This is a genomic window from Streptomyces sp. NPDC029956, assembly GCF_055574655.1.
Genome location: NZ_JBVHZJ010000034.1, coordinates 1 through 22,717, shown reverse-complemented (window position 1 = coordinate 22,717; position 22,717 = coordinate 1). Strand labels below are relative to the sequence as shown.

Below are 22,717 nucleotides of genomic sequence, written 5' to 3'. Positions count from 1 at the left end.
TCCGGAGCGACGCAATCCGTGGCGGCCGCGCCTGCGCCGTCCACCCTCGAAGCCAGGCCGTGCCCCGTCCGGGAATCGCCGCCGAAGGACCCGTATCCACAGGCCCAGGACCCCCGGTAACCTCCCGCCCACGCACCCGGAAGAGGGATACACATGAGTACGGTCAACGGCGGCATCTCGTTCTGGTACGCGCAGGACGGCGCCCCCGACCCCCGCGAACCGCTCCCCGGCGACACCACGGCCGACGTCTGCATCGTCGGCGGCGGCTACACGGGCCTGTGGACCGCCTACTACCTCAAGAAGGCCGTCCCCTTCCTCAACATCACCGTGCTCGAGGCGAAGTTCTGCGGCTACGGCGCCTCCGGCCGCAACGGCGGCTGGCTCTACAACGGCATCGCCGGCCGCGACCGCTACGCCAAGCTCCACGGACACGAGGCCGCCGTCCGCCTCCAGCAGGCCATGAACGCCACCGTCACCGAGGTCCTCGACGTCTGCGAGACCGAGAAGATCGAGGCCGACCAGCACCGCGGCGGCGTCCTGGAGGTCGCCCTCTCCCCCGCCCAGCTCGCCCGCCTCAAGGACTTCCACGCCGTCGAGATCGCCTTCGGCGAGACGGACCGGGAGATGTACGGAGCCCGCGAGACCTCCGACCGCATCCGCGTCACCGGCGCCGTCGGCTCCTCCTGGACCCCGCACGGCGCCCGCCTCCACCCCGTGAAACTGGTGAAGGGCCTCGCGGCGGCCGTCGAGGCGCTCGGCGTCACCATCCACGAGTCGACCCCGGTCACCGAGATCAAGCCGAAGCACGCGGTCACTCCGTACGGCACGGTCCGCGCCCCGTACATCCTGCGCTGCACCGAGGGCTTCACGGCCTCCCTCGCCGGCCAGCGCCGCACCTGGCTGCCGATGAACTCCTCGATGATCGCCACCGAGCCGCTCACCGACGCCCAGTGGGAGTCGATCGGCTGGAACGGCCGCGAGACCCTCGGCGACATGGCCCACGCCTACATGTACGCCCAGCGCACCGCCGACGGCCGCATCGCCCTGGGCGGCCGGGGAGTCCCGTACCGCTTCGGCTCCAAGACCGACAACGACGGCCGCACCCAGCCGCAGACGATCGAGGCGCTCCGCGACATCCTGGTCCGCTTCTTCCCCCAGCTCGCGGGGGTGCGGGTGGACCACGCCTGGTCCGGCGTCCTCGGCGTCCCGCGCGACTGGTGCGCCACGGTCACCCTGGACCGCTCGACGGGCCTGGGCTGGGCGGGCGGATACGTCGGCTCGGGCGTCGCGACGGCGAACCTCGCGGCCCGCACCCTGCGCGACCTCATCCAGCAGGACTCGGGCCAGTCGGGCCCGACCGACCTCACGGCCCTCCCCTGGGTGAACCACAAGGTCCGCAAATGGGAACCCGAGCCGCTGCGCTGGCTGGGAGTCCAGACGATGTACGCGGCCTTCCGGGGCGCGGACCGCCGCGAGGCGACGGGCCACGCGGCGGCGACGGACAGGGTGGCGATCCTGGCGAACCGTCTGAGCGGCCGCTGAGAGCGGGGCCGGCGCGGGCCGGGCACCCGCACCGGCCCTTCTCCCCAGGACTCACCCCACGTCACTCCAGCCCCGCCACCGCGTCACTCCGCTCCCGTCACTCCCCTTCCCCCAGCACTCCACTCCCTCACTCTCCTCAGCGCTCCACTCACCCCGACACTCCACCCCCGTCACTCCACTTCGATGCCGAAGTCCCCGACGAGCTCCTCGAGTCCGCCTCGGTACCCCTTCCCGCCGAGGACGAAGTCCCAGTCGCCGCCGGCCCGCCGCCGGAAGGAGCCGAGGACGAGCGCGGTCTCGCCGGGGCGGCCGTCGGAGACGACGAGCCGGTCGAGCTCGGCGCCGGCGTCGTCGCGCAGCCGGATGCCGGCATCGGTGAACCCGCCGAGGTCGGCGTCCGGATTGACCTCGGGGTCGACGGCGGCGACGAGCACGAGCCGGTCGGCGGACGGCGGCAGGGCGTCGAAACCGACCCGGACGGCGGCCCGGTCGCCGGGCGGGGCCGCGACCATGGCGACGGAACCGTCGGGCGTGGAGGGGTTGTTGAAGAACACGAACCACTCGTCGCCGAGAACCCGCTGACCGGAGCAGACGAGCGCGCAGACGTCGAGGGCGGCGGACCCGGCCCAGTCCATCCCGAGGAGATTGAAGTCGTCGTCGGCCTCGGCGGTGGGGGCGGCGACGGACGGGACGGGATCGACGGGTGACGGGCTCGCCGCGGCTGCCGTCCCGGACCCCAACCGCCCGCGAAGTCCGTGCTGATGGAGCAGATCGACGAGCTCGACACCGGAGATCAGGGTCAGCGGCTTGCCGTTGGCGAAGGTGTAGGAGCCTGGCCCGAACCCGGACGTGGTGACGAGGACCCCCTTGTTGGCGCCGGCGCCCTGCACGGTGCCGAAGAGGTCGCGTACGGCGGAGGGCGGGACGGTGTTCCGGTACCGCTTCACCTGGACGAGGATGGACCCGCCGCTGATGGGGTCGGGATCGAGGGCCTCGACGTCGACGCCGCCGTCGTTGGACCGCTGGGTGGTGACGGCCTGCAGGCCCCGGGCCCGGAACAGCTGGGCGACGAGCCCCTCGAAGGCGATCGGATCCATGGCGAGCAGATCGGGCTCGTCCCCGTCCCCCTGCACGACGACCTCGGCCCCGACCTGCTCGGGAGTCCAGAGGGCGGCGACGGCCACGCGTTCGTCGGGCCTGGCGGAGAGCCGGCCGTCGAGGGCGCCGGTCACGCATTCCACGGCCCCGACGAGCTCCAGGTTGAGCCGCTCGAAGACATCCCGCCCGACGGCGACGGAGGCGACGCACACGCGCCCGGCGAGCCCGGTGGCGGGATCGACGCCACCGACGTACCCGTTGAGGGTGACGGCCTCCAGAGCGCCGGAGCGATCGGCGCGGAACAGCTCGTTCAGGGCCAGGAGGACACTCTGGGCGAGGACGTCGCGATAGAGGGCGCGCCGCTGGGTGACGGGCCGGGGAACGTCCTTCTCCTGATCGGTACTGGGAAGGTACTTGACCCCCTTGGCCTCGGGGACGATGTCGTACCCCGGCAGGTCCCAGTCGAGAACGAGCCGGCGCCGACCCGGTTCGTAGGCGGCGGACACCTCGCGGGGAAAGCCCTCGGGCCAGGCGGTGGAGGCGAAGAGCACGGCGGAGAAGAACTCGACGACGGTCTCGGGATCACCGCCGCCGAGGGCGACCTCGGTCCCGGCGACCCCGCGGTTGTGCGCACGGATCTCGTCGAGCCGGACGGCGGCCCATTCGTCGTACGCCCGCCGGTAGGCGGCCAGTTGCTCGACGCGTCGCGCCTCGGCGGCCTGGGCGGCGTACCAGTCCCGCTCGAACCGGGCGCGCGCATCCCGCTCGGCCTGGGCCCGCCCGGAGGCGCTCCAGGCGGCCTCGGGCTGGTAGAACCGCTGGTCGGGCATGGGCACGGGGTCCCCGAGGGGCCCGGGCGAGAACGGCTCGATCTCCTCGGCCCGCCGCAGCGTGTCGACGCTGAAGGCGGGCGCCCGACACCCGGCGGCCAGCAGGCCCTCGATCGCCTGCACGCGCGCGTCCAACTCCTGGGTCCGCCGCAGGGCGTCGGCCTCACGCCGCTGCCGGTAGGCGGCCTTCTGCTCCCGCTGCATCCGGGCCACGTCCCGCTCGTACGCCCGCTGCACGCGCTCGGCATCCCGCTGCTGCCGCAGCACGGCCTGATGCTGCCCCTCCCGCTGTCGCTGCGCCACCCGCTGCTGCTCGGCCCACACCCCGATCAGCCCCCCGGAACGCCGCCCCATCAGCCCCACCCCTCCCGCAAGACACCCCAGCCACCAGTACGCCCCCGTGATGACCAAGTGTCCCGGACCACCCGCCCCCACAACACACGAACGCCCGACCAGCCCACCCGAAGCCCCCGCACCGCCCCCGACCACCTCCGACCGCCCCCAAGCCCCCAGCCCTCCCCCCCCCATAGCTCTCCGCACACACACGACTACATAACGCTAGGATCGCCGACGTTGTCGTTGCCGCCGCAGTCCGAGCGGCGTACCGAGAAGGGGCACTCCCATGGCCATCATCGTGACGTTCGACCTGCCCGGCGCCGGACAGGAGCTCTACGACACGGTCATCGACCGCGTGACCGACGGCCAGGGCTTCACCCGGTTCGCAGACCTGCAGAACCCGGGCCTCGTCTCCCACGCGGCGGGCCCGGTCGACGGAGGGTTCCGCGTCACGGAGGTCTGGGAGAGCGCGGAGGCCCTCGAAGCCCATGCGAAGACCTTCGGCCCGATCCTCTCCGACCTCGGCTACGCCGACCTGGAGCCCACGATCATCCCGGCACACAAGGTCGTCGTGCAGTAGCCACCGAACGCCCGACGGCTACGGGACGGGAGGGGGCTGCCGAGAGGCGCGGTACGAAGCCGCGCACCGCACCCCCGCCCGTCCGCAGCCCCCACGAAACACGCGAAGAAGCCCATCTCGCTCCCAGAAGGGTGGGGGGCCACGGGGCCTCGGCCGGCAATCAGCCCATCGGACCAGGGACTGTCGCGTCGGGCAGCGGGAAGGACGTGTCCCACTCAGTGGTGAATTTCGTCCTCGTCCGATTGGCTCCGGTGAGGTCTGCGCCGGTGAGGTTCGCAAGTGTCAGGTCGGCATCGGTGAGGTTCGCCCCCGCGAGGTCGGCTCCCGAGAGATCAGCACCGGTGAGGTGCGCGCCGGTGAGGTTGGCCCGGCCGAGGTCGGCCCCTTCGAGGCGGGCGCCGGCGAGTTCCGCACCGGTGAGGTCCGCCCCGCGGAGATCGGAGCGCATCAGACGAATGCCGGTGAGATCCGATCCGCTCAGATCGGCTTCGCCGAGCTGCGAGTCGGCCAGGTCTGCGCCGCCGAGGGAAGCATGAACGACATGCGCCCCTGACAGGTCCGCGCGGGACAGGACAGCGAACCTCAGGTCGGAGTACGCAAGGTCGGCATGTCCGAGTTGCGGGTGATCCAATCGCACAGCCCGGAGGTCGGAGAACTGCAGATCGACCACGGCGCCTCCATCCGGTGCCGGGTTCCGCCGGGCGAGCACGGTCGCAGCGGCCTGGATGTCCGTGGAAGGTCTGTGATCGACCCCGGTGGGCGCCCCTCTGGGATCAGGGGCATGCTCGCGTACGTACGCCGACAGGACCGCGACGATGGTCGGATGGTCGCGGGCCGAGTCCTGCATGATGCGCTGCAGCGCGTAGATGCCGCCGAGCCGGACGTCCAAGGTCTTGGACCCCAGGTTCTGAACCGCGACGTTGAATCGGTTCGTGATCTGGCCGTGCTCGGCGATCCGGATCTCGTCCTTGGCCTGCCCCACTGTCACCCACGTGAAGAGCACTGCGGCAACCGCGGCGAGACCCGGCAGAGCCGCCACGGCGAGTCCGAGCCACTGAACACGTACTCCCGCGCCGCCGTCCGGACGGGCCTGGTCACGCTCCGGCCGCCTCCGGCCCGCAGCATCCCGCTGCGCAAGGCGACGCATGCGCCGATGCCCGAAGTTCCCAGTCACTCCCCCATGACACCCCAGGGGTGCCACGGCCACGCGTCCATTCGCCCGGATGCCCCACACACAACCCCGCCGACCTGCCCCCGGACGGGCCGGGGCGACTCCACGGGCGGCTCGCAGTCAGGGCAAGGCAGGGGCGCCGCCCCCTTCACGCTGCGAGTCCCGTGGGCCGCGTACCGGAAAGGCAGATGGCCCCCGACCTTCACGGTTCACGTGCAGGGACGTCCCTCTCAGCGGAAGTCCGCCGCGTGGTCCACCGCCCACTCCCGGAAGGACCGGGCCGGGGTGCCCGTGATGCGCTCCACCTCATCGTTGACCGGCTCCGGATCTTCGATCATCTTCGCCTGGGCCGGCAACACGGCCTCCACCAACTCCGCCGGGTAGCCCGCGGCCTTCATCTGCTCGACGGCCTCGTCCAGCGCGACCTCCTCGAACCGCACCGGTCGCCCGATCGCCTCGCCGATCAGGGCCGCCTGCTGTTCCTGGGTGATCAGTTCGGGGCCGGTGAGCAGGGGGCGGGCGCCGAGCAGGGAGTCGGTCGTCAGCGCCTGGACGGCGACCGCGGCGATGTCGGCCTCGTGGATCAACGGACGGGCCAGCCTTGCCAGCGGCGCCCGTACCGCACCGGTGGTGCGGACCTCCTCCGCCCAGCCCAGCGTGTTGCTCGCGAACCCGGTGGGCCGCAGCGCCGTCCACTCCAGTCCCGACGCCTCGGTCAGCCGCTCCAGCTCCGTGTGGAACATGGTGATCACCTCGCCCGGCTTATCCTTCCCGCTCCCCACCCCCGCGGAAGACAGGTAGACCACCCGTCGAGCGTGCTTCCCGATCACGTCGATCACGTCCGACGCGCCCTCGGCGCTCAGGAACGGCCACACCAGGAAGACCGTATCGACGCCCTCCAGGGCCGGGCCCAGCGACGCGGGATCGCCGAGATCGCCACGCACCGCCTGCACACCCTCCGGGAACTCCGACTCCCCTCGCACCAGCGCCCGCACGGGCACGCCCGCCGCGTGCAGCCGGCGCACCACCGCGCCACCGACCTTTCCAGTCGCGCCGGTCACCAGAACCATGGGCTGTGTCATCGACATCTCCTCGCCTCGCCGTTCGATGACACGACTCTCGTACATCAACCAAGGTTGAGGTCAAGCACCGACCGGAGTGGCCGTCAGGCACCGCTCCAACCGACGATCGGCCCGCAGCGGTGGAGCGCGGATCCCCCCATGCGACGGCCGAGCTTCAGAGCCGTCGGGAGCAGAGGAAGACGACGGCCGCACTTGCCCGTCGTCAGCCCCGTCCCGGAGTTCGAGCAACCCCGCCAGAGGCATCGGGCGTGAACGCGTGACGACTTGGGGCCTCTACAGCTCCGGCCACATGTGCGGCTCCATGTACACGTGCTCCCCTCGGAAGAACCAGTCCGCCAGATCCGTGAGCCGCTCGATGCATGCGGTGTAGTAGTCAGCCGGCTCCTGCCGAGGGAAGTCGGGGTGTGCCGTCCACGAGGGAACGTCCGTGGCGACGTGGTAGTACCCCTCTGCCAGCCGTCGAGGAAGCTCATCCGCTTCCTGCAAGCGTTCGCACACCGCGCATGGCCTTCTCGGACACGTCCGGCAGAGGCCACAGATGAGGTGCTACCGACCGGCGTACGGCTCGCAGGCGATGCCGTCCCCTTCCCGGTCGAGCGCGTCTCGATACCCAGGCTGGCCACGAAGCAGCGGCGCCGCTCCGGCGGCCCGCACCGCATCGCAGTTCTCGTAGTACGCCTCCGCTGGTGCGGCCGACTCCGACGGCTCAGGCACAACGGGATCGGAAACCTCAGCCTCAGGAACGTCCGGCTCAGGCGTCTCGGGCGCACGCGTATCCGGCTCAGGCCCATCCGACTCAGGCGTCTCCCCGGGCGGTGGTACCGGAGCCGGCGCGGATGGCGACTCCGTCACTGTGACGGTCTCAGTCTCGGTCACCGTGGGGGGAGCGTCAGGGCGTTCGCCCTCGGCAGGGCCCTCGCAGGCGCTGATGACGGCTCCCAGCGCGAGGAAGGCCACCACTAGCGCAGCGATGACGAACCCACCCTTGCCCCAAGCCGAGCGCCCCGACCACCATCCGCCCGCTCTGTCGTGATCATTCATCGGCACCGCCACGTTGAAGGATCTCCCCTCAGTGGACCACCGCCCGGTCCGCCCCGCATCACGATGAACCATGCCGCCCGGCAAGGAAGGTGCTGCACCTCGTCACAAGCCCCGAGCGCGGTCGCATGAACGATGAACGCGCTCGACAGCCTCGCCGGTGATGGTGTGCCCGACCGTCGATGTCGGCCGTAGATGTCGGCCGTAGATGTCGAAGACCCCCAACCATGATCGGTTGGGGGTCTTCGACGTTTCTACCTGGAGCCCCCTGTCGGGTTCGAACCGACGACCCCCGCTCTACAAGTCCTGGACGGGGCGGGGTGGGTGGCGTCGGACGGTGTTGCGCCGTCCGACACCACCTGGTCAGAGGTCCCGCACGGTGCCGCGTGATCCAGACAGAAGCGGGCCGTGCCGGAACGTCCGCTCACGCATCGCTGACGCACAACTCGGCATGGGCCGTCTGGGTGGCGTCACCCCATGGGGGGGGTCCCCAGCGAGCGCCGGCGGAATCGGCGAATACGCCTGAGGGTTCGAGTGGTCAGGGCTTGAGGAGGGCGGCTGCCTCGCGGGCGGCGTCGATGGCACCGGCGCTGGCGGCCTGCCGGTCGTCGTCGCTGCCGGCGCAGGCCAGGTGGATCACCATGTTGCTGCGGCGGAAGACGACTTGCGCGGTGATGATGCCGTCATTCTGCTTCAGGACCAGCTGGGACAGGTCCAGCGGATCGCCGCCGAGCTCGACAAAGCCGAGGCGTCCCTTGGCCTGAGGTTGGCTCGTGTCCGTATCGGCCGGCTCTGCCCGCTCCGCCGGGCCAGGGGTTCCCTGAGCCTCTCCACGCCTGCCGCACAAGCCTTGCCGCCGTACGCGGCGGCGAACTCAGTCTGCGCGAACCGGGGCATGCGCGAGCAGACGGCGGTGCCGCCCTCAGCGGCCAGGGCGTCGAGGTAGTCGTCGGCGGCCTGTTCGAGCGGCTTGAGGGTGCTGTCCACAAGGACGGCGCAGCTCGCCATGAAGGCTGCGATCGCCGCTCCGATGGCGACGAGGGCGATGCCCGTGACCCATATCGCGCGCACCGCAACACGTGGCCACGACCCTGATAGGGCTACCACCACGTGCGAAACATTCGAAGGGAACGCCAGGGTTCTTCTGTTGAACCTGGTGAAGAATTACTTTGATGTCGACCCGAGAAAGCAGTAAGCAATGGGCGCCGAGGCGACATGCTCGAACCCGCCGTACCAGGAAGCCGCCACTCCGATCACACGGCGAAGAAGAGTAAATCGCTCCGCCCGAGGCGGATCTCCTTGCTCTGGTCACCGCCGAACCGACCTTTTCAGATCATCGAAGGGCCGTTAAAATCGCCGGCGCACCGGGTACCGACCGCAACTCCACTGCGGTCGGTACCCAGTCGCGATCCCGATCAGCGTCCGTTGCCGGTCAGCAGCTGGCCAGGCCGGCGAAGACGCGCGGGGTGATGGCGACCTTGCTGCTCTGCTGGTCACCCGGATCCATGGTCTGACACGGGCCGTCCAGCCCCCAGTCCCAGAGGATCCTCACCCGGTACGTGCCGGAGGTGCAGTTGTTCTTGGCGTACGCGGTCTGAGTGAGAACCCCCGAGTTCACCCAGCCCTTGACACAGGTCGGCAGGGCCTGGGCACTAGCCTCTGCGGCTACGGCAGGGGTGGTGACTGCCGCAATACCGGAGAGGGTGATGGTCGCCGCCCCGAGTGCGGCGGCCCTCTTTAAGGTCTGTGAAATTCGCATCCGCGCAGTTCACTCCTTCTCTTCAGTCTCAATAGAACTGTTCGATGTAGCGAATGCGAGTCCGCTTCCCGGGCCCTCCTGGATCAAGGGCATGCTGCAGACCGTCTGATTTTCCCCCATGGCGCGTAAGCGACTGCGAATCCCGGCCAGTCAGATACCGCCTGGTTGTCAAACAATTGGAGTTCCGGATTCCGAACACGCCTCCCACCGAATGAGATGCAGGTCACTGCTCGCAGTCGAACCAACCCGTCTTCTCAGATCGACAAGGGGGTGTGATGGGCGAACGAAGGGGTGCGCAAGCCGATGTCGAGCTCTTCAGCGCCGTGGCGGAAGGGGACTGCGAGGCGTTCGAGGAGCTCTTCCGCAGGTTTGCTCCATGGCTCAGGGGGCTCCTGGGTCAAAGGTGCGCCGACCCCGTACTCGTCGATGAGGTCGTCCAGGACGTCTTCGTGGAGATCTGGAGGCATCGCGAGCGCCGCCGGAGGATGCGCATCGATCAAGTGGACAACGTGAGTGGATGGTTATGGCGCATCGCCCAGCGCCGACTGATTGACGCCCAGCGAGCACAGGAACGTCGAGGAAGCCTCCTGCGCCGTCTGGGAGGTCTTCCCAGACGCCACGCGGCATCTGCGGAAGACGAACTGCTGGCGGAGCTGGGCGACGGAGCTCTGGCCGCGGTGGAGCTCCTACCCGCTGATCTCAAGGCTGTGGTCAGGGCAACAGCGCTGGAGGGACTCACGGTTCGAGAAGCTGCCGAGCAGCTGAGAATCCCCACCGGGACAGTCAAGTCCAGGGCTTCTCGTGCCAGACGGCTACTCAAGGAGAGGCTGCTGCCGTGACCGGATTCACGACATCGAGAACGACGAGTGCGGCGGCGAGTACGGCGGCGAGTACGGCGGCGAGTACGGCGAACGAAGACCCGGTCGACAGGAGGAGTAGATGAGTGGGACGCAGACGGCCTGCCCGGCCGATGGCCCGGATGGCGGCTCGGCGCATCTGAGTCCCGGCCTGCTCCGGGCGTTCATGGACACACCGCTTGCCAAGGAACCCAGGGAGCTTGTCGAAGCCCACCTGGCCCACTGCTCGGTCTGTCGTTCGCGGCTGTTCCCGTCCGTGGGGGATGAGACAGCGATGTCCTCTCTGTGGGCACGGATCGACCGTGCCGCAGACGAGCCGACAAGAGGCCTGCTGGAGAGGTGCGCACTACGCATCGGGGTTCCCGAACACGCTGCTCGATTGTGTGCGGCGATGCCCTCGTTGCGGTGGTCCTGGTGGGGCGGTGCAGCCCTGCTGCTCTTGCTGGCCGTGGCCATTGCTCGCTGGAGTGAGTCCAGCTCGGCGTCCCTGGCGTTCTTCGCGCTGGCGCCCGCGCTTTCGGCACTCGCTGTCGTGGCGGTTACCGGTCAGCGCTTCGATCCGGCATACGTGTGGCTGGCGGTCTCCCCGTTGAACGGATTCCGTGTCGTTCTGTTGCGGGCCGCCGTGATCCAGGTTCTGAGCCTCGCAATGAGCAGCGCCGGCGCTGTGGGCCTGCCGCTTCCGTTTCCTCACATGCTCGGCTGGTTGATTCCGTCGCTCATGCTCACAGCGGTCTGTCTCGCACTGATGAGTCGTGTGGACGCTGTTCCTGCCATCGTGCTCACACTCACAGCCTGGGCTGTCTGGCTCGTGTTCGCCTACAGCGCGGATATGCCCGCTGGGACGCGACTGCTCCTGCCGACCTCACAAATGATCATGGCTGCGGTGGCCGTGCTGGCGGTCGGCGTACTCGCATTGCTCCGCGACGGATTCGACACGTTCGACAACAAGCAAGCTCGGACAGCCCCCTACGGGGTACCGACTACAGGCACGAGGGAACTGGCGTAAATGGGACCTGCGACATCACAAGTCACCTTGACCGATGTGAGCGTGCGCTACGGGCGCCACATCGCTCTGAGGGATGTATCCCTGACCTTGGGACAGGGGGTGACAGGTCTGCTCGGACCCAACGGCGCGGGGAAATCCACCTTGCTGCGTACTCTCGCCACGGCAAGCACCCCGGACACGGGCACACTGTCGATGCTGGGGCATGATCCGCTGACAGCCGCAGGCCGGCAGGCTCTGCGTCGACGGCTCGGATATCTCCCTCAGAACCCGGGGCTTCCCTCCCACTTCACCGCGTTCGAGTTCATCGACTATGTAGGGATCCTCAAGGAGATCAGTGACCGGGAGACCCGAAGGGCGGAAGCACGAAGGGTGCTGGAGGAGGTCGGCCTGACCGCCGACCGCAGCAAGCGCATCCGAAAGCTGTCAGGCGGTATGCGGCAGCGTGTCGGCCTCGCCGCCGCCGTCGTCGGCGATCCGGAGCTACTGATCCTGGACGAGCCGACCGTGGGTCTCGACCCCGAACAGCGCCTGCGCTTCCGTGAACTCATCGCCGAACTGGGGGAAGGCAGAACCGTTCTGCTCTCGACACACCAGACAGAGGACGTGGCTGCCCTGTGCCACAAGGTCGTGGTGCTCGACCACGGCACGGTGAAGTTCCAGGGAACCCCACGCGAGCTGGCCCTGCTCGCACAAGGGAGAGTTTGGAGCAGCGGCGAGCGCTCACCGGGCGCCCTTGCGGCATGGCGAACCGGCGTCGGCACCTTCCGCAACATCGGAGTGCCGCCGGCTGGTGCGGTCATGGTCGAACCGACCATCGAGGATGGCTACCTCCTGCTGCTCGACGGTGCTCATACCCCTGCAGGTGCGGCATGAGCGGGCAGCACGGCACAGGAATCGACGGCGCGACCGTCCTCGCGCACGAGCACCACGTACCTCCGTCGGCACAGCTGCGGACCCAGCTGGGGTTACGGGCCCAGTGGTCGCTCGCACGCTTCGAGTCTGCGCAGATGCTCCGGCATCCAGCCATCATCGCGGCCGTGCTCGCGTATGCCGCCCTCTGGGTGTACGAGGTATTGAGCACAGGGCACCGCGGGCGGTATCCGGTGCTCCAGGACGAGGACCGCTACGCACAGATGCCTCTGCTCCTGTTGGCCGCGGGGGCTCTGATCGCCGCCAATCTCGCCGCAACCCGGACACACCGCCACGGCGCAGAGCCACTCTGTGAAGTGCTCACACTGCCCCTTTGGCGGCGATCGCTCGCCCACCTTCTCGCAGTGCTTCCGCTGGCTGGGGTGGCCGCGATCCTGACCGCAGCACGGATCGCCTATTACGCGCTCGCCCCCACTGCGGTCGGCAGTCCGTCGCTGGTCGAACTTGCCACCGGACCAGTGGTCGTACTTCTTGCCGGCTGTGCGGGAGTGGCCCTCGCCCGATTCACTCCTGCTGCGATGGCGGGCCCATTTGCGGCGCTGCTCCTCGGGGCGCTTGTTCTGTGCAGCGCGCTGGGCGTGCGGGGCATGAAGTGGCTGGGACCCCTCGGTGTGGAAAACGAGTTCGCGGCCCCATTGCCCACCACCTTGATGGACCGCCCCGCCCTGGCACATCTCGGCTATCTGATCGTCTTGACAGGCGTGCTGGTCCTGGTCGCCCTGGTCCGATCCGGCATGCGTACGCTCGCAGCAAGGTCCTGCCTCGTACTCATGGCCGCGACCGCCATCCTGGTCGGCGCCGTCCAGTACCAGACGTCTCCCACCTCGCTGCTGGACCGCCGAGTGGCCGCGGAGAGGTATCCGGGGGATCAGCAACGCTGCCGAACCGCCGGCCCGGTTACATTCTGCGCGTTCCCCGAGTTCCTGGGTCGTACCAAGGACTGGGAGCAGGTCACCGACGGCATCCTCAGCAAGGTCCCCGTGGACAGGCAGACGGGCCCGTACGCAGTACGCCAAAGGCTCTTCTTCGCCGGAGATCGCGACGGTGTCGCCAGCCGTCCTCCGCTGGACGCATGGGCCCAAGACGACACCCGGCACAACACACCCGGAGCCGTCACCGTCGGCACCCGATGGGGCAATGACGAGATCAGCGGCAGCGCCGTGCTCTCCTTCGCGGTGCAATTCGCCGATCGCGTTGTCGCTGCCCCTGTCCCGGAGGGTCAGCCACAAGCAGGGGGTCCGTGTCGGGCCCGCGCCGTGACGGTGCTGTGGCTCGCGGCGCAGGCGACCCCGGAAACAGCCGACGCTCTGCGGTCCCTCAGCCGACGCAGCGTCGGGGGCGTCACGCTACCCATGCTGAATTCATCCGAGTCGGTCTCCGTCAATGCCCCTGAGGTGCAGATCGTTCTCGATCTGCTGGACAGGTCGTCAGGGGAAGTCGGTGATCGCCTGAAGGCGTCTTGGTCCGTACTGGCCGACCCGCGCACGAGCACAGTGCAGGCCGCCCGATTGTTGGGCGTGACCGCGCCCACGAATACGGACCAGGGTTCGGAGGGCACCTCATGCGCAGCCCATTGAACTTGCAGACCGCTCTTCTCCCGTATTTGTTCCGCATGGCACCCCGCCTTCCCGTGGCGGTGGGAGGCGGAGCTGCCCTCGTGACCTGCGTACTGCCCCTTGCCCTCTCGAAGCGTCTCGAACTAGGCGACGCGGCATTGCTGTTGCGTGTCGCAGCGGTTCTGTGCACAGTCCCTGTCGCACTCGCCCTGGACGATCCGGCGGACCGCACCACGGCCACGCTTCCGTTCCCCTTGGCGGTTCGACGGCTCCTCCGGCTGGCTCTGGTCGTGGTACCGCTCACCGTCATCTGGACAGTGTGTGGATTCCTGCTCAGTGCCGCACTGAATCCGGACGACCTCGTCCGGCTTCCCCTAGCGGGTCTGTCCCTGGAAGCAGCCACGCTGGCAGCCGTAGCCGTCCTGCTGTCCGCGCTCGGCCTTCGCCTCTCAAAAGGAGAGCGTGGCAGCACCTTGGGCGCGCCGGCGAGCGCGCTGTTGCCCCTCTTCCTCGCTCTGAGCCCCGCCCGATCAGACCTGTTCGCCGTGCCTTACGGGGATTCCTGGGAGGCATCCCGCTGGATCTGGGCCTTGATGCTGGCTGTCGCATCGGGCTCTGCCGTCGCGATTCTGAAGAGACACCGTCTCACCACCCGTCGCTCATCTTCCACGCGACCTTCACCCCGCCCGATCGCCTCACTGTCTGGAGATCACCATGAAGCAAACCGTCCGTGACGCCCTGCTTGCCTGTGCTGCACCGATGGTCGTACTTCTCGTCGGCCTTGTCACAGTCTCGGGCTCGGAAACCACGACCGACGCATCAGGTCGCAGCACCACCACATCCAACGGCCTCACCGACACGCCTGCACTGGTCGTCTACGCGGCAACCCTCGCCACGCTGGCGGTGTCCGTACTCATCCAGCGCCGCATCCGCCGCTCTCGGGGGCTGCAAGGGGGCAGGGCGGGCTGACAGCGGGCGGACCCCCGGTGGCCGCCCGGGCCACTGGACGAACAGCTCTCCGTTGAAACAGCGGCCGCGGATCGGCTCGCCGGTGATGTCGTCGAGGGCGAGCCCGCCTGGGCGGGTCTGCTGGTTGAGGCGGATGGCGTGCAGGACGTTGGCCCAGATGCTGGTGGCGGTGGCGATGCCAACCAGGGCCGAGCCCGAGAGAACGGCGAACTCCTCCACCCCGCGAACGTCACCCGCCGCTTCATCGAGCTGTATGAGGAGATCGGCTCCCGCCGGTCCGGCTCCACGACCTCCGCCACGGAGCGGCGACCCTCGCACACGCGGCCGGCGCCGGCCTCAAGGCCATCCAGGAGATGCTCGGCCACTCCTCGATCGCCGTCACGGCGGACACGTACACGAGCCTGCTCCCCGAAGCGGATCTCGCGATCGCGGAGGCCACCGCCCGCCTCGTCCCGCGCGCCCGCGCTCCGCACACTCCGCACGCCGCCCTGCCGGATCATGCCGTTCTCTCGGGGGAACGCCGGGTGCTGCCACGCCGTCCGCTCACGCACCGCGCACACAAACGGCCCCGGACGAAGAGTCCGAGGCCGTGTAGGGCGCCGCTCCGGGACGAAATCCCAAGTCAGCGACGCCTGGCGCAGAGCCCCCTGTCGGGTTCGAACCGACGACCCCCGCTTTACAAGAGCGGGAGGGCGTGCACGCGTCTGACCTGCGCGGTTGTGGTGCTGGCTGATCCGATGTCCAGGCCCTGTAGTCGCCCCTCGTTCCCCGTGGGTCCCCGCACGTTCTGGCACGGATGTGGCACGGGGTGGGCAACACCTGATCCGTAGCTCTCGCCGGATCAGTGAGCAACGGCCATTCCGGCGGTTGCCGCTCAGAGCCGGGTGGGTCCGAGGCCCTCGCTGACGATGATGCATGCCGACTCTCGCACATGGGGATGGTCAGTCGAGAACCGGCCCTGCGTAGGTACGTGCGCTGCACGGGTCCGCAGCTGGGAAGGTCGATATCGGCGATCATTCTTGCGAGATGTGTTTCTGAAGCGGGGAGAGAATATGGAATGGGGGACGATTACCACCGTCCTTATCGGCGGACTCATCGGCTTGAGCGGTGAAGCAATAGGGAGAATCGGAGCTCGCCGTCAAGCACGAATAGCCCGGCAAGAGGCCCTGGAGGACGCCAATATAGCTCGAAGTCAGGCGATTGAAGATGGCAACAGAAGGGAGAAGGAAGCCAGAGAGAGGAGTGCTGCAGAAAACATCCTCTCAGCCTATCTTGAGAACCCCATCAGGCTTGTGAATCAACCCAGGGAGGAGGTCGTGTTGAGTGTTGCCAGGGTATGCACGATCCTGGGCTTCGAGCATTCCTTCATCCTCGACGCCGAGCTGCGTCAACGCGTCGCTGAGATCTCCTATTTCCTGGATCTTGCGGCAGCGGGCGACGTGGGGGGATACACGGTCGCAGAGGTAGGATTCCTTGCCAGGAGTGAGACCCGGATGCTAATGGGGGCATGGGCAAGAGGGGAGGACTTGCCGCCTTCAATCGAAGGGTGGGGGGAGCTCCGGCGCAGCCGTTCAGAGATAGAAACACGCTGGCAGCAGGAATTGAGTGATGCGGGGCTGAGGGTGAAAGTACCGCCACTATCCATCTATTAGGGCGCGGGCCCGGCACTCCCGAGCGAGTAGGTCGATGAAGCTCAAATAAGCAAGTCTCCCTCTTTAAGTGATTTTGAAAACCGTCGTGGCAGCGATGTCACCGTGGGTTCAAATCCCACACCCACCGCAGATGAACGGCCCCTGACCAGCCAAGACGGTCAGGGGCCGTTCCCGTGTCCTTGACCGTGATCTCCCGGCGTTCCCCGCGCTTCCCTGCTGGATCGGGCACGTACGGGGCACGGCGGCAACGCTGCGGTCTCCAGGACTGCGCCTGTTGGCGACCTGCCGTCTCGGCCCATCAGGACGTCAAGCATGATGTCCGGCATGCTGCTGACCTTCGGCCCCGACCGCCAGACTCGCGAGTTCAAGTGCGACTGCTGCGATGCCCCCATTGAGCGGGCCTGGGACTACATCTACGCGGACGGAAGCTCGTATGCCGTCTACTTCGCGAACTGCTATCACCACACCGACCGAGACCACGACGCATGGATAGACGTGATCTTTGGTACGTGGGGCGTGGGCCCTGACGAGTGGACAGATCACGTTGCGTTCGCCTGCCGAGTGGGCCCCGTAGCGGGACAGTCCACGCCTGCCTCCACCCTCGTGACCGCTGGCCTCGCCAACCCGGACGGGCCTCTCTTCGGGCTCAAGCTCGATCGTGAAGCCGCCCTGCAACATCCGAAGCTGAGTGAATTCTGGAACGTCTCGGACTTCATTCTGGAAAACGACCCCCTGGTGCGCGGGCACGTCTACGGTCACTGATGCGGCCGACGAGCTGCCTGGTGAACGGCTGAACGACACGCGCATCAGCCACAGCGAGACCGGTACCGACGCGGAGCGACCACACCGGCCACGGCCACATCGCGGCAGCAGCTGCTCCCCGCCCGCCCCTTCCCGGTGGTGCGTTCGCCTTACGCACCCGTCATCTGCGACGGCGGGGGTACGGTGCCTCGTCCCATCCAGGCCCGACAGTCGGCCGGCCGTGCGCAAGGGGCCACCCCTCCCTGGCCGCTGGCTGTCTTTTGGTTGCCCGTCTTGGCCGCACTCGGCAGCGCTCGTGGCTACGCGTGCCATGTGACGGTTGCCGTTCTTGGAGGCCTGCTTGGCTGCCCATCAACCCAAGCTGTCAGGCGTGCGGACGGCGGCCGGGCTGGAGCAGGGCGTAGACAGGAGCGCAGGCCCGGGCGACGGGCCGCGCGCGCCGCGCCGTGCGCGGCGGGTGCCTTGATGAGGTAGAGAAACCTGTAACAGCTCCTCATGGCCTCGCGCTCTAGCGCTCAGTGGATTCGGGCCGCGGGCCCAGTCGGCGCTCCAGTTCGACCTCTTCGTAGTCCACGGTGATGCCAGATTCCGTCTCACATCGGTAAGCAGGTTGCTGCCTCACCACGTGACGTGACACAGCTGATTCAGCCGCTGGACACGTTCCGGCTGGCAGCGGCAGGCTGAGCCCCCATTACCTGACTGGTCAACCCCCGCTGGCCAACAGATAAGGACGCCCATGGCCGACGAAGCGCGCGCATTGCTCCGGGTGGCAGGCGTCCTGGCGGTGGTCGTCGCCGCAGTGGTGGGCAGCGGTCTATACGACATCTTCAAGGGTCGCGACTACATGGTCCCCATCGACGTAGCCGACGTGGAAGGGACATGGATTGCCGAGGAAGGCGGCAACGCACGGCTGGTGGTACGTGGGGACGGTAAGGCCGAGCTGACCCCTGAGGCGCAAGCCAACGTCTGCGGATGGCCAGCGGGGCGCGACACCCGGGCGATACAGGCGGCATGGGCCTTCGGCGACATCGACGATCCACGGCTGATACACCTGGAACTCAAGTACCCCGACCCTGATACGGCCTACCCCTGCTATTTCGAACTCCACGTCGACCCGGACGGGCAGGCCGGCGTCCTCGGAGACGGCCGCCGCCCCTACACCGCATACGTGCGCAGCGAAACTACGGACTGACCGCCGGAGCCGACTCACACGGGAGCAGTAGTTCACGCGCCGCAGGCCAGTCCGTGTACGCATCTGTCTCGCAGGACCTCTGAGACGACACCTACTGGGGCTCACGAACAGTCGCATGATCGACCGGACAGGTTCTAGTGGGTGCGCCTGAGGACTTGCCCGTCAGCACCTCGGAGTAGGCGGCTCGTGAATCCACCTTGGCAGAGGCGTTCGTACGAGGCGAGCACGTCGGCAGGTGTGTCCTGGCTGATCATGAAGCCCTGTGCCGGGTAGATCAGCAGTCGTTGGAGAGCGCCTACAAGCATGTCGATGACCATGCGGGCGTCGCCGATCGAGTCGACGTAATCCTGGAGCGTCATAGGACTCGAAGCACTGACGATCTCGACTTCGGGCCACAGCTTTCGTGCCGTGGCGTACGCCCTCCGCTCCTCGTATGGCTTGCTGATCAGCAGGACGGTGGACACGGTGATGCCGGCCTCGGCCAGGAGGTCCCGGGAGAAGCGGATGTTCTCGCCCGTGTTCCGGGCTCGCGGCTCCACCATCACATCTGAGGCGGGTACGCCGAGCTCGATCGCGCGCTCCTGGTAGTGCACGGCCTCGCCGCGCGGCATGCGTTCCCGGGTCGTCGGGCTGGTCGCCCCGGTGAACACGAGGAGTGGAGCCAAGCCGCGCTTGTACAGGTCGACGGCAGCGTCGGCCACGCCCAGGTCCTCCTCGCCGCCTTCACCACGCTCCGGTTCGGTGAGCTGGCCTCGCTCCGCCGCCGGGACCTCGACCTGACCCGCTCCGTGGTCATGGTCCGCCGTGCACAGGCCGAGCTGCAGAACGGCACGCTCGCCGACAAGGCACCGAAGTCCGCCGCCGGCGTCCGGCCCGTCGCCTTCCCTGCCGAACTCGTCCCCGAGCTCGTTCACCACCTGGAGCACTTCGCCGGGGCCGGGCAGGATGGCCATCTGTTTCAGGGCCCCCGCGGCGGGCTCCTCCGACGGAGCAACTTCCGGGACGACTGGACCGCCGCTCGCGCCACCGCCGGCGTCTCCGCCGACGTCCACTTCCACGACCTCCGCCACACCGGGAACACCCTGGCCTCCAGCGCCGGAGCCAGCACCCGCGAGCTCATGACGCGGATGGGACACAGCACAACCCGCGCCGCGCTGATCTATCAGCACATGACGAGCGACCGTGATCAGCACATCGCGGGGAAGCTCGGCGAGATGATCCGCCAGGCTCGCCAAGCCCGGCCGGAAGGGCCATCTGGCACGTAGGTGGCACGGCCGTGATCATGCGAAAGGGCCAGCGCCGGGGAATCATGCCCCTGCGCTGGCCCTTTGCCTTGAGCCCCCTGTCGGGTTCGAACCGACGACCCCCGCTTTACAAGAGCGGTGCTCTGGCCAGCTGAGCTAAGGAGGCAGCGAGTGCAGTGTAACCAACCTCGTCCCGGCGAAGGTCGGAAATCTCACGTCGGGTGGGGTGCTGACAGATCCCGCGGCGCCAGGTAGCGTCACGTGCAGTTCATCCAGGTGGACTAGACCTCAATCCTTCCTTTACTCGGATCGTCCGGCACGTTCCTGCCGGTGAAGGGACACATCACCATGGCTTCCGTCACTTTCGACAAGGCGACCCGGGTGTACCCCGGTGCCACCAAGCCCTCCGTCGACCAGCTCGACATCGAGATCGCCGACGGCGAGTTCCTCGTCCTCGTCGGGCCCTCCGGCTGTGGCAAGTCGACCTCCCTGCGCATGCTCGCGGGTCTCGAGGACGTCAACGCCGGCTCCATCCGCATCGGTGACCGCGACGTCACGCACCTGCCGCCCAAGGACCGGGACATCGCGATGGTGTTCCAGAACTACGCGCTGTACCCGCACATGACCGTCGCCGACAACATGGGCTTCGCGCTCAAGATCGCCGGTGTCAACAAGTCCGAGATCCGCACCAAGGTCGAAGAGGCCGCGAAGATCCTGGACCTCACCGAGTACCTCGACCGCAAGCCGAAGGCGCTCTCCGGCGGTCAGCGTCAGCGTGTCGCCATGGGTCGCGCCATCGTGCGTGAGCCGCAGGTCTTCCTCATGGACGAGCCGCTGTCGAACCTCGACGCCAAGCTCCGCGTCTCGACCCGTACGCAGATCGCCGGCCTCCAGCGCCGTCTGGGCATCACCACGGTCTACGTCACCCACGACCAGACCGAGGCCCTCACCATGGGCGACCGCGTCGCGGTCCTCAAGGACGGTCTGCTCCAGCAGGTCGACTCGCCGCGCAACATGTACGACAAGCCGGCCAACCTCTTCGTCGCCGGCTTCATCGGCTCCCCCGCCATGAACCTGATCGAGGTCCCGATCACCGACGGCGGCGTCAAGTTCGGCAACAGCGTCGTCCCGGTCTCCCGTGACGCCATCGCCGCCGCCTCCGCCAACGGCGACACCACCGTCACCGTCGGCGTCCGCCCCGAGCACTTCGACGTGCAGGGCCCCACCGGCAAGGACGGCCTGGCCGTCACCGTCAACGTCGTCGAGGAGCTCGGCTCCGACGGCTTCGTGTACGGCTCCACCCGCGTCGGCGGCGAGGACAAGGACCTGGTCGTCCGCGTCGGCGGCCGCGACGTCCCCGCCAAGGGCACCACGCTGCACGTCGTCCCGCGCGCCGCCGAGCTGCACGTCTTCTCGACGTCGACCGGCGCCCGCCTCAGCGACTGATCCTCACCGGACAACCGCGCCACACCGTGGCCGAACGGCCCCGTATCTCTTGCAGATGCGGGGTCGTTCGTCTTGATGGCGGACCCGGAGGACCCCGCCGGGGGTTTACCGGGAAAACCCCGGCATTCCCGGCCCACCCCCACTCCCGCGTCAACACGGAATTCGAAAAGCCGCTTCGAACCATCCCCCGCGAGAGTGACTAAATGTCGCCATATCACTACCGGCCGCTACGCTCGCCTGCGTGACGCCTACTGCCCGCCGAATCGGCCGCTCTCTCGCCCTCGTCCTGCCCGTCGTCCTGGTGCTCTCGGGAACGCTCGCGGTGTCCGCCGTGCCGTGGGCCGGCGAGGACGCCGGGACCCAGCTGACGGCGTCCTCCTCCAAGGTCTCCGTCCGGGCCAAGTCCCGTGCACCGCAGGACGTTCTGCGCGACCAGCTCCTCGCCGAGCTCCAGGAGAAGGACCCCGGGGTCGCCCTCACCCACCTCCAGCGCGAGGTGGAGAACCGGCCCTCCCTCGCCAAGCACTGCATGTCCATCGCCCGCTCCCTCGGCCGCGCCGCCGTCGAGCAGTACGGCCCCTCCCGCGCGCAGGGCTTCTCGCGGCCGGTCTGCGACACCTCGTACGCCACCGGCGTGATGCGCGCGAGCTGAGCGACGACGCCGAGCGACGACGCTGAGCCACGACGCGCGTCCGGCCGTCGGGCGTCCGACCGCCGGACGTACGGGGCGCCTATCGTTCCCCGTATGCACACCTCTCCGACGCAGGCCGTGGTCCTGGCGGGCGGCCAGGGCTCACGGCTCCGCCCGTACACCGACGACCGCCCCAAGCCGATGGTCGAGATCCCGGGCACCGGGACCCCGATCATCGGCCATCAGCTTTCCTGGCTTGCCGCCGAGGGCGTGACCGACGCCGTCGTCTCCTGCGGCCACCTCGCCGAAGTGCTCCAGGAGTGGCTGGAGAGCGCCGACCTCCCCCTCAAGGTGACGACGGTCGTCGAGACCGAGCCCCTGGGCCGCGGTGGCGGCCTCAAGTACGCCGCCGCGCATCTGCCCGCGCCGGACCGGCCCTGGTACGCCACCAACGGCGACATCTGGACCCGTTTCTCGCTGCGCGAGATGGCCGCCTTCCACGACGAGCGCGACGCCGTCGCCACCCTCGCCCTGGCCCGCCCCCGCATCCCGTGGGGCGCCGTCGAGACCGACACCTTCGGCCACATCACCGACTTCGTCGAGGCGCCGCCGTCGCCGTACCTCATCAACGCCGGCGTGTACGTCTTCTCCGCGGCCTTCACGGAGCTCCTCCCGGACCTGGGCGACCACGAGCGCACCACCTTCCCCCGGCTCGCCCGTGAGAAGCGGCTGGCGGGCTTCCCGCTGCCCCAGGGGGCCTACTGGCGGGCCATCGACACCGCCAAGGACCTCACCGAGGCCGCCAAGGAGCTCGCCGCCCAGCGGGGATGACACGCCCCGACTCCCCGACGCACCCAGCGGGGATGCCCCGCACGCACACGTACGCGCCTCCCTCACACGTACGCACCCGCACGGAAGGGGGGGGGGGGGGGGGGGGGGGTGTCGGGGCCTCTCTTTGTTTTTGTGTTTGTTCCGGCGGGCGTTTCGTTGTGGTGGAGGCACCGGAGGGTTGGGGCCAAAAGCCACCCCACTC

Annotated in this window: 20 protein-coding genes, 2 tRNA genes and 3 pseudogenes; 14 read left to right on the top strand and 11 right to left on the bottom strand. The window is 68.4% G+C overall.

Translation table 11 applies throughout. The features are described 5' to 3' along the window. The first annotated feature begins 153 nt into the window (after nucleotides 1-153). Nucleotides 154-1,542 (top strand): NAD(P)/FAD-dependent oxidoreductase, encoded by a 1,389-nt coding sequence (locus ACZ4XX_RS25045; protein ID WP_468510103.1) that lies wholly within the window; start codon nucleotides 154-156, stop codon nucleotides 1,540-1,542. Between the two features lie 170 nt (nucleotides 1,543-1,712). Here the strand turns inward: ACZ4XX_RS25045 and ACZ4XX_RS25040 are convergent, their stop codons facing one another. Next, the gene (locus ACZ4XX_RS25040; RefSeq protein WP_468510102.1) at nucleotides 1,713-3,824 is read right to left on the bottom strand and encodes a restriction endonuclease; all 2,112 of its coding nucleotides are present in this window, start codon (nucleotides 3,822-3,824) and stop codon (nucleotides 1,713-1,715) included. Between the two features lie 268 nt (nucleotides 3,825-4,092). Between ACZ4XX_RS25040 and ACZ4XX_RS25035 the strand changes: the two genes are divergently transcribed. Then, the gene (locus tag ACZ4XX_RS25035; RefSeq protein WP_468510101.1) at nucleotides 4,093-4,386 is read left to right on the top strand and encodes a hypothetical protein; all 294 of its coding nucleotides are present in this window, start codon (nucleotides 4,093-4,095) and stop codon (nucleotides 4,384-4,386) included. A gap of 160 nt (nucleotides 4,387-4,546) precedes the next feature. Here the strand turns inward: ACZ4XX_RS25035 and ACZ4XX_RS25030 are convergent, their stop codons facing one another. The 6 genes from ACZ4XX_RS25030 to ACZ4XX_RS25005 form a co-directional block, all read right to left on the bottom strand. Beyond that, the gene (locus tag ACZ4XX_RS25030; protein WP_468510100.1) at nucleotides 4,547-5,425 is read right to left on the bottom strand and encodes a pentapeptide repeat-containing protein; all 879 of its coding nucleotides are present in this window, start codon (nucleotides 5,423-5,425) and stop codon (nucleotides 4,547-4,549) included. Nucleotides 5,426-5,787: 362 nt separating this feature from the next. Then, nucleotides 5,788-6,639, bottom strand: a complete 852-nt coding sequence (locus ACZ4XX_RS25025) for an NAD(P)H-binding protein (protein WP_468510099.1) — start codon at nucleotides 6,637-6,639, stop codon at nucleotides 5,788-5,790. Nucleotides 6,640-6,912: 273 nt separating this feature from the next. Next, on the bottom strand, nucleotides 6,913-7,125 hold the full coding sequence (locus ACZ4XX_RS25020) for a hypothetical protein (RefSeq protein ID WP_468510098.1): 213 nt from the start codon (nucleotides 7,123-7,125) through the stop codon (nucleotides 6,913-6,915). Between the two features lie 60 nt (nucleotides 7,126-7,185). Continuing rightward, nucleotides 7,186-7,680, bottom strand: a complete 495-nt coding sequence (locus ACZ4XX_RS25015; protein WP_468510097.1) for an excalibur calcium-binding domain-containing protein — start codon at nucleotides 7,678-7,680, stop codon at nucleotides 7,186-7,188. 690 nt (nucleotides 7,681-8,370) lie between these two features. After that, nucleotides 8,371-8,748, bottom strand: a complete 378-nt coding sequence (locus tag ACZ4XX_RS25010; RefSeq protein WP_468510096.1) for a hypothetical protein — start codon at nucleotides 8,746-8,748, stop codon at nucleotides 8,371-8,373. A gap of 361 nt (nucleotides 8,749-9,109) precedes the next feature. Then, on the bottom strand, nucleotides 9,110-9,436 hold the full coding sequence (locus ACZ4XX_RS25005; protein ID WP_468510095.1) for a hypothetical protein: 327 nt from the start codon (nucleotides 9,434-9,436) through the stop codon (nucleotides 9,110-9,112). A 275-nt stretch (nucleotides 9,437-9,711) separates the two neighbouring features. Between ACZ4XX_RS25005 and ACZ4XX_RS25000 the strand changes: the two genes are divergently transcribed. The 5 genes from ACZ4XX_RS25000 (at nucleotide 9,712) to ACZ4XX_RS24980 (ending at nucleotide 14,757) form a co-directional block, all read left to right on the top strand. Continuing rightward, entirely contained in the window at nucleotides 9,712-10,275 is a 564-nt protein-coding gene (locus tag ACZ4XX_RS25000) for an RNA polymerase sigma factor (protein WP_468510094.1), read from the top strand. Between the two features lie 100 nt (nucleotides 10,276-10,375). Next, nucleotides 10,376-11,302: a zf-HC2 domain-containing protein gene (locus ACZ4XX_RS24995; protein ID WP_468510093.1), complete on the top strand. Its 927-nt coding sequence runs from the start codon at nucleotides 10,376-10,378 to the stop codon at nucleotides 11,300-11,302. Next, nucleotides 11,303-12,175, top strand: coding sequence for an ABC transporter ATP-binding protein (locus ACZ4XX_RS24990; RefSeq protein ID WP_468510092.1), 873 nt, complete (start codon nucleotides 11,303-11,305; stop codon nucleotides 12,173-12,175). Next, nucleotides 12,172-13,809, top strand: coding sequence for a hypothetical protein (locus tag ACZ4XX_RS24985; RefSeq protein ID WP_468510091.1), 1,638 nt, complete (start codon nucleotides 12,172-12,174; stop codon nucleotides 13,807-13,809). The genes ACZ4XX_RS24990 and ACZ4XX_RS24985 overlap by 4 nt, the downstream gene beginning before the upstream one ends. A gap of 693 nt (nucleotides 13,810-14,502) precedes the next feature. Continuing rightward, a complete protein-coding gene (locus ACZ4XX_RS24980) occupies nucleotides 14,503-14,757 on the top strand; it encodes a hypothetical protein (protein ID WP_468510164.1) in 255 nt (84 codons plus the stop codon). Between the two features lie 81 nt (nucleotides 14,758-14,838). Here ACZ4XX_RS24980 and ACZ4XX_RS24975 read toward each other — a convergent pair. Both ACZ4XX_RS24975 and ACZ4XX_RS24970 read right to left on the bottom strand, forming a co-directional pair. Further along, nucleotides 14,839-14,946 (bottom strand): annotated as a pseudogene (locus ACZ4XX_RS24975) (DUF2637 domain-containing protein); the annotation flags it as partial. 452 nt (nucleotides 14,947-15,398) lie between these two features. Continuing rightward, nucleotides 15,399-15,487: transfer RNA gene (locus ACZ4XX_RS24970), tRNA-Thr, on the bottom strand. A gap of 298 nt (nucleotides 15,488-15,785) precedes the next feature. Between ACZ4XX_RS24970 and ACZ4XX_RS24965 the strand changes: the two genes are divergently transcribed. The 3 genes from ACZ4XX_RS24965 (at nucleotide 15,786) to ACZ4XX_RS24955 (ending at nucleotide 18,363) form a co-directional block, all read left to right on the top strand. After that, nucleotides 15,786-16,409 (top strand): hypothetical protein, encoded by a 624-nt coding sequence (locus tag ACZ4XX_RS24965; protein WP_468510090.1) that lies wholly within the window; start codon nucleotides 15,786-15,788, stop codon nucleotides 16,407-16,409. A 324-nt stretch (nucleotides 16,410-16,733) separates the two neighbouring features. Beyond that, on the top strand, nucleotides 16,734-17,171 hold the full coding sequence (locus ACZ4XX_RS24960; protein ID WP_468510089.1) for a hypothetical protein: 438 nt from the start codon (nucleotides 16,734-16,736) through the stop codon (nucleotides 17,169-17,171). A gap of 736 nt (nucleotides 17,172-17,907) precedes the next feature. Then, nucleotides 17,908-18,363, top strand: coding sequence for a hypothetical protein (locus ACZ4XX_RS24955; protein ID WP_468510088.1), 456 nt, complete (start codon nucleotides 17,908-17,910; stop codon nucleotides 18,361-18,363). Nucleotides 18,364-18,497: 134 nt separating this feature from the next. On the opposite strand, the pseudogene ACZ4XX_RS24950 reads toward ACZ4XX_RS24955, so the two are convergent. Next, nucleotides 18,498-19,082 (bottom strand): annotated as a pseudogene (locus tag ACZ4XX_RS24950) (YdcF family protein); the annotation flags it as partial. On the opposite strand from ACZ4XX_RS24950, the pseudogene ACZ4XX_RS24945 reads away from it, so the two are divergent. Then, nucleotides 19,071-19,628: pseudogene (locus ACZ4XX_RS24945) on the top strand (tyrosine-type recombinase/integrase); the annotation flags it as partial. The pseudogenes ACZ4XX_RS24950 and ACZ4XX_RS24945 overlap by 12 nt on opposite strands. A 71-nt stretch (nucleotides 19,629-19,699) precedes the next feature. On the opposite strand, the gene ACZ4XX_RS24940 reads toward ACZ4XX_RS24945, so the two are convergent. Next, nucleotides 19,700-19,773 (bottom strand) — tRNA-Thr (locus ACZ4XX_RS24940). Between the two features lie 182 nt (nucleotides 19,774-19,955). Here ACZ4XX_RS24940 and ACZ4XX_RS24935 point away from each other — a divergent pair. The 3 genes from ACZ4XX_RS24935 (at nucleotide 19,956) to ACZ4XX_RS24925 (ending at nucleotide 22,515) form a co-directional block, all read left to right on the top strand. Beyond that, nucleotides 19,956-21,053, top strand: a complete 1,098-nt coding sequence (locus tag ACZ4XX_RS24935; protein WP_468510087.1) for an ABC transporter ATP-binding protein — start codon at nucleotides 19,956-19,958, stop codon at nucleotides 21,051-21,053. A gap of 241 nt (nucleotides 21,054-21,294) precedes the next feature. Then, nucleotides 21,295-21,705, top strand: coding sequence for a hypothetical protein (locus ACZ4XX_RS24930; protein ID WP_231072923.1), 411 nt, complete (start codon nucleotides 21,295-21,297; stop codon nucleotides 21,703-21,705). A 93-nt stretch (nucleotides 21,706-21,798) separates the two neighbouring features. Then, complete coding sequence (locus tag ACZ4XX_RS24925) at nucleotides 21,799-22,515, top strand: nucleotidyltransferase family protein (RefSeq protein WP_468510086.1); 717 nt, start codon at nucleotides 21,799-21,801, stop codon at nucleotides 22,513-22,515. The last annotated feature ends 202 nt before the right edge of the window (nucleotides 22,516-22,717 follow it).

Coding starts and splice junctions, on each gene's coding strand:
- ACZ4XX_RS25045 (WP_468510103.1), top strand. CDS start 154: ATGAGTACGGTCAACGGCGGCATCTCGTTCTGGTACGCGCAGGACGGC.
- ACZ4XX_RS25040 (WP_468510102.1), bottom strand. CDS start 3,824: ATGGGGCGGCGTTCCGGGGGGCTGATCGGGGTGTGGGCCGAGCAGCAG.
- ACZ4XX_RS25035 (WP_468510101.1), top strand. CDS start 4,093: ATGGCCATCATCGTGACGTTCGACCTGCCCGGCGCCGGACAGGAGCTC.
- ACZ4XX_RS25025 (WP_468510099.1), bottom strand. CDS start 6,639: ATGACACAGCCCATGGTTCTGGTGACCGGCGCGACTGGAAAGGTCGGT.
- ACZ4XX_RS25015 (WP_468510097.1), bottom strand. CDS start 7,680: ATGAATGATCACGACAGAGCGGGCGGATGGTGGTCGGGGCGCTCGGCT.
- ACZ4XX_RS25005 (WP_468510095.1), bottom strand. CDS start 9,436: ATGCGAATTTCACAGACCTTAAAGAGGGCCGCCGCACTCGGGGCGGCG.
- ACZ4XX_RS25000 (WP_468510094.1), top strand. CDS start 9,712: ATGGGCGAACGAAGGGGTGCGCAAGCCGATGTCGAGCTCTTCAGCGCC.
- ACZ4XX_RS24995 (WP_468510093.1), top strand. CDS start 10,376: ATGAGTGGGACGCAGACGGCCTGCCCGGCCGATGGCCCGGATGGCGGC.
- ACZ4XX_RS24990 (WP_468510092.1), top strand. CDS start 11,303: ATGGGACCTGCGACATCACAAGTCACCTTGACCGATGTGAGCGTGCGC.
- ACZ4XX_RS24985 (WP_468510091.1), top strand. CDS start 12,172: ATGAGCGGGCAGCACGGCACAGGAATCGACGGCGCGACCGTCCTCGCG.
- ACZ4XX_RS24980 (WP_468510164.1), top strand. CDS start 14,503: ATGAAGCAAACCGTCCGTGACGCCCTGCTTGCCTGTGCTGCACCGATG.
- ACZ4XX_RS24960 (WP_468510089.1), top strand. CDS start 16,734: ATGCTGCTGACCTTCGGCCCCGACCGCCAGACTCGCGAGTTCAAGTGC.
- ACZ4XX_RS24955 (WP_468510088.1), top strand. CDS start 17,908: ATGGCCGACGAAGCGCGCGCATTGCTCCGGGTGGCAGGCGTCCTGGCG.
- ACZ4XX_RS24935 (WP_468510087.1), top strand. CDS start 19,956: ATGGCTTCCGTCACTTTCGACAAGGCGACCCGGGTGTACCCCGGTGCC.
- ACZ4XX_RS24925 (WP_468510086.1), top strand. CDS start 21,799: ATGCACACCTCTCCGACGCAGGCCGTGGTCCTGGCGGGCGGCCAGGGC.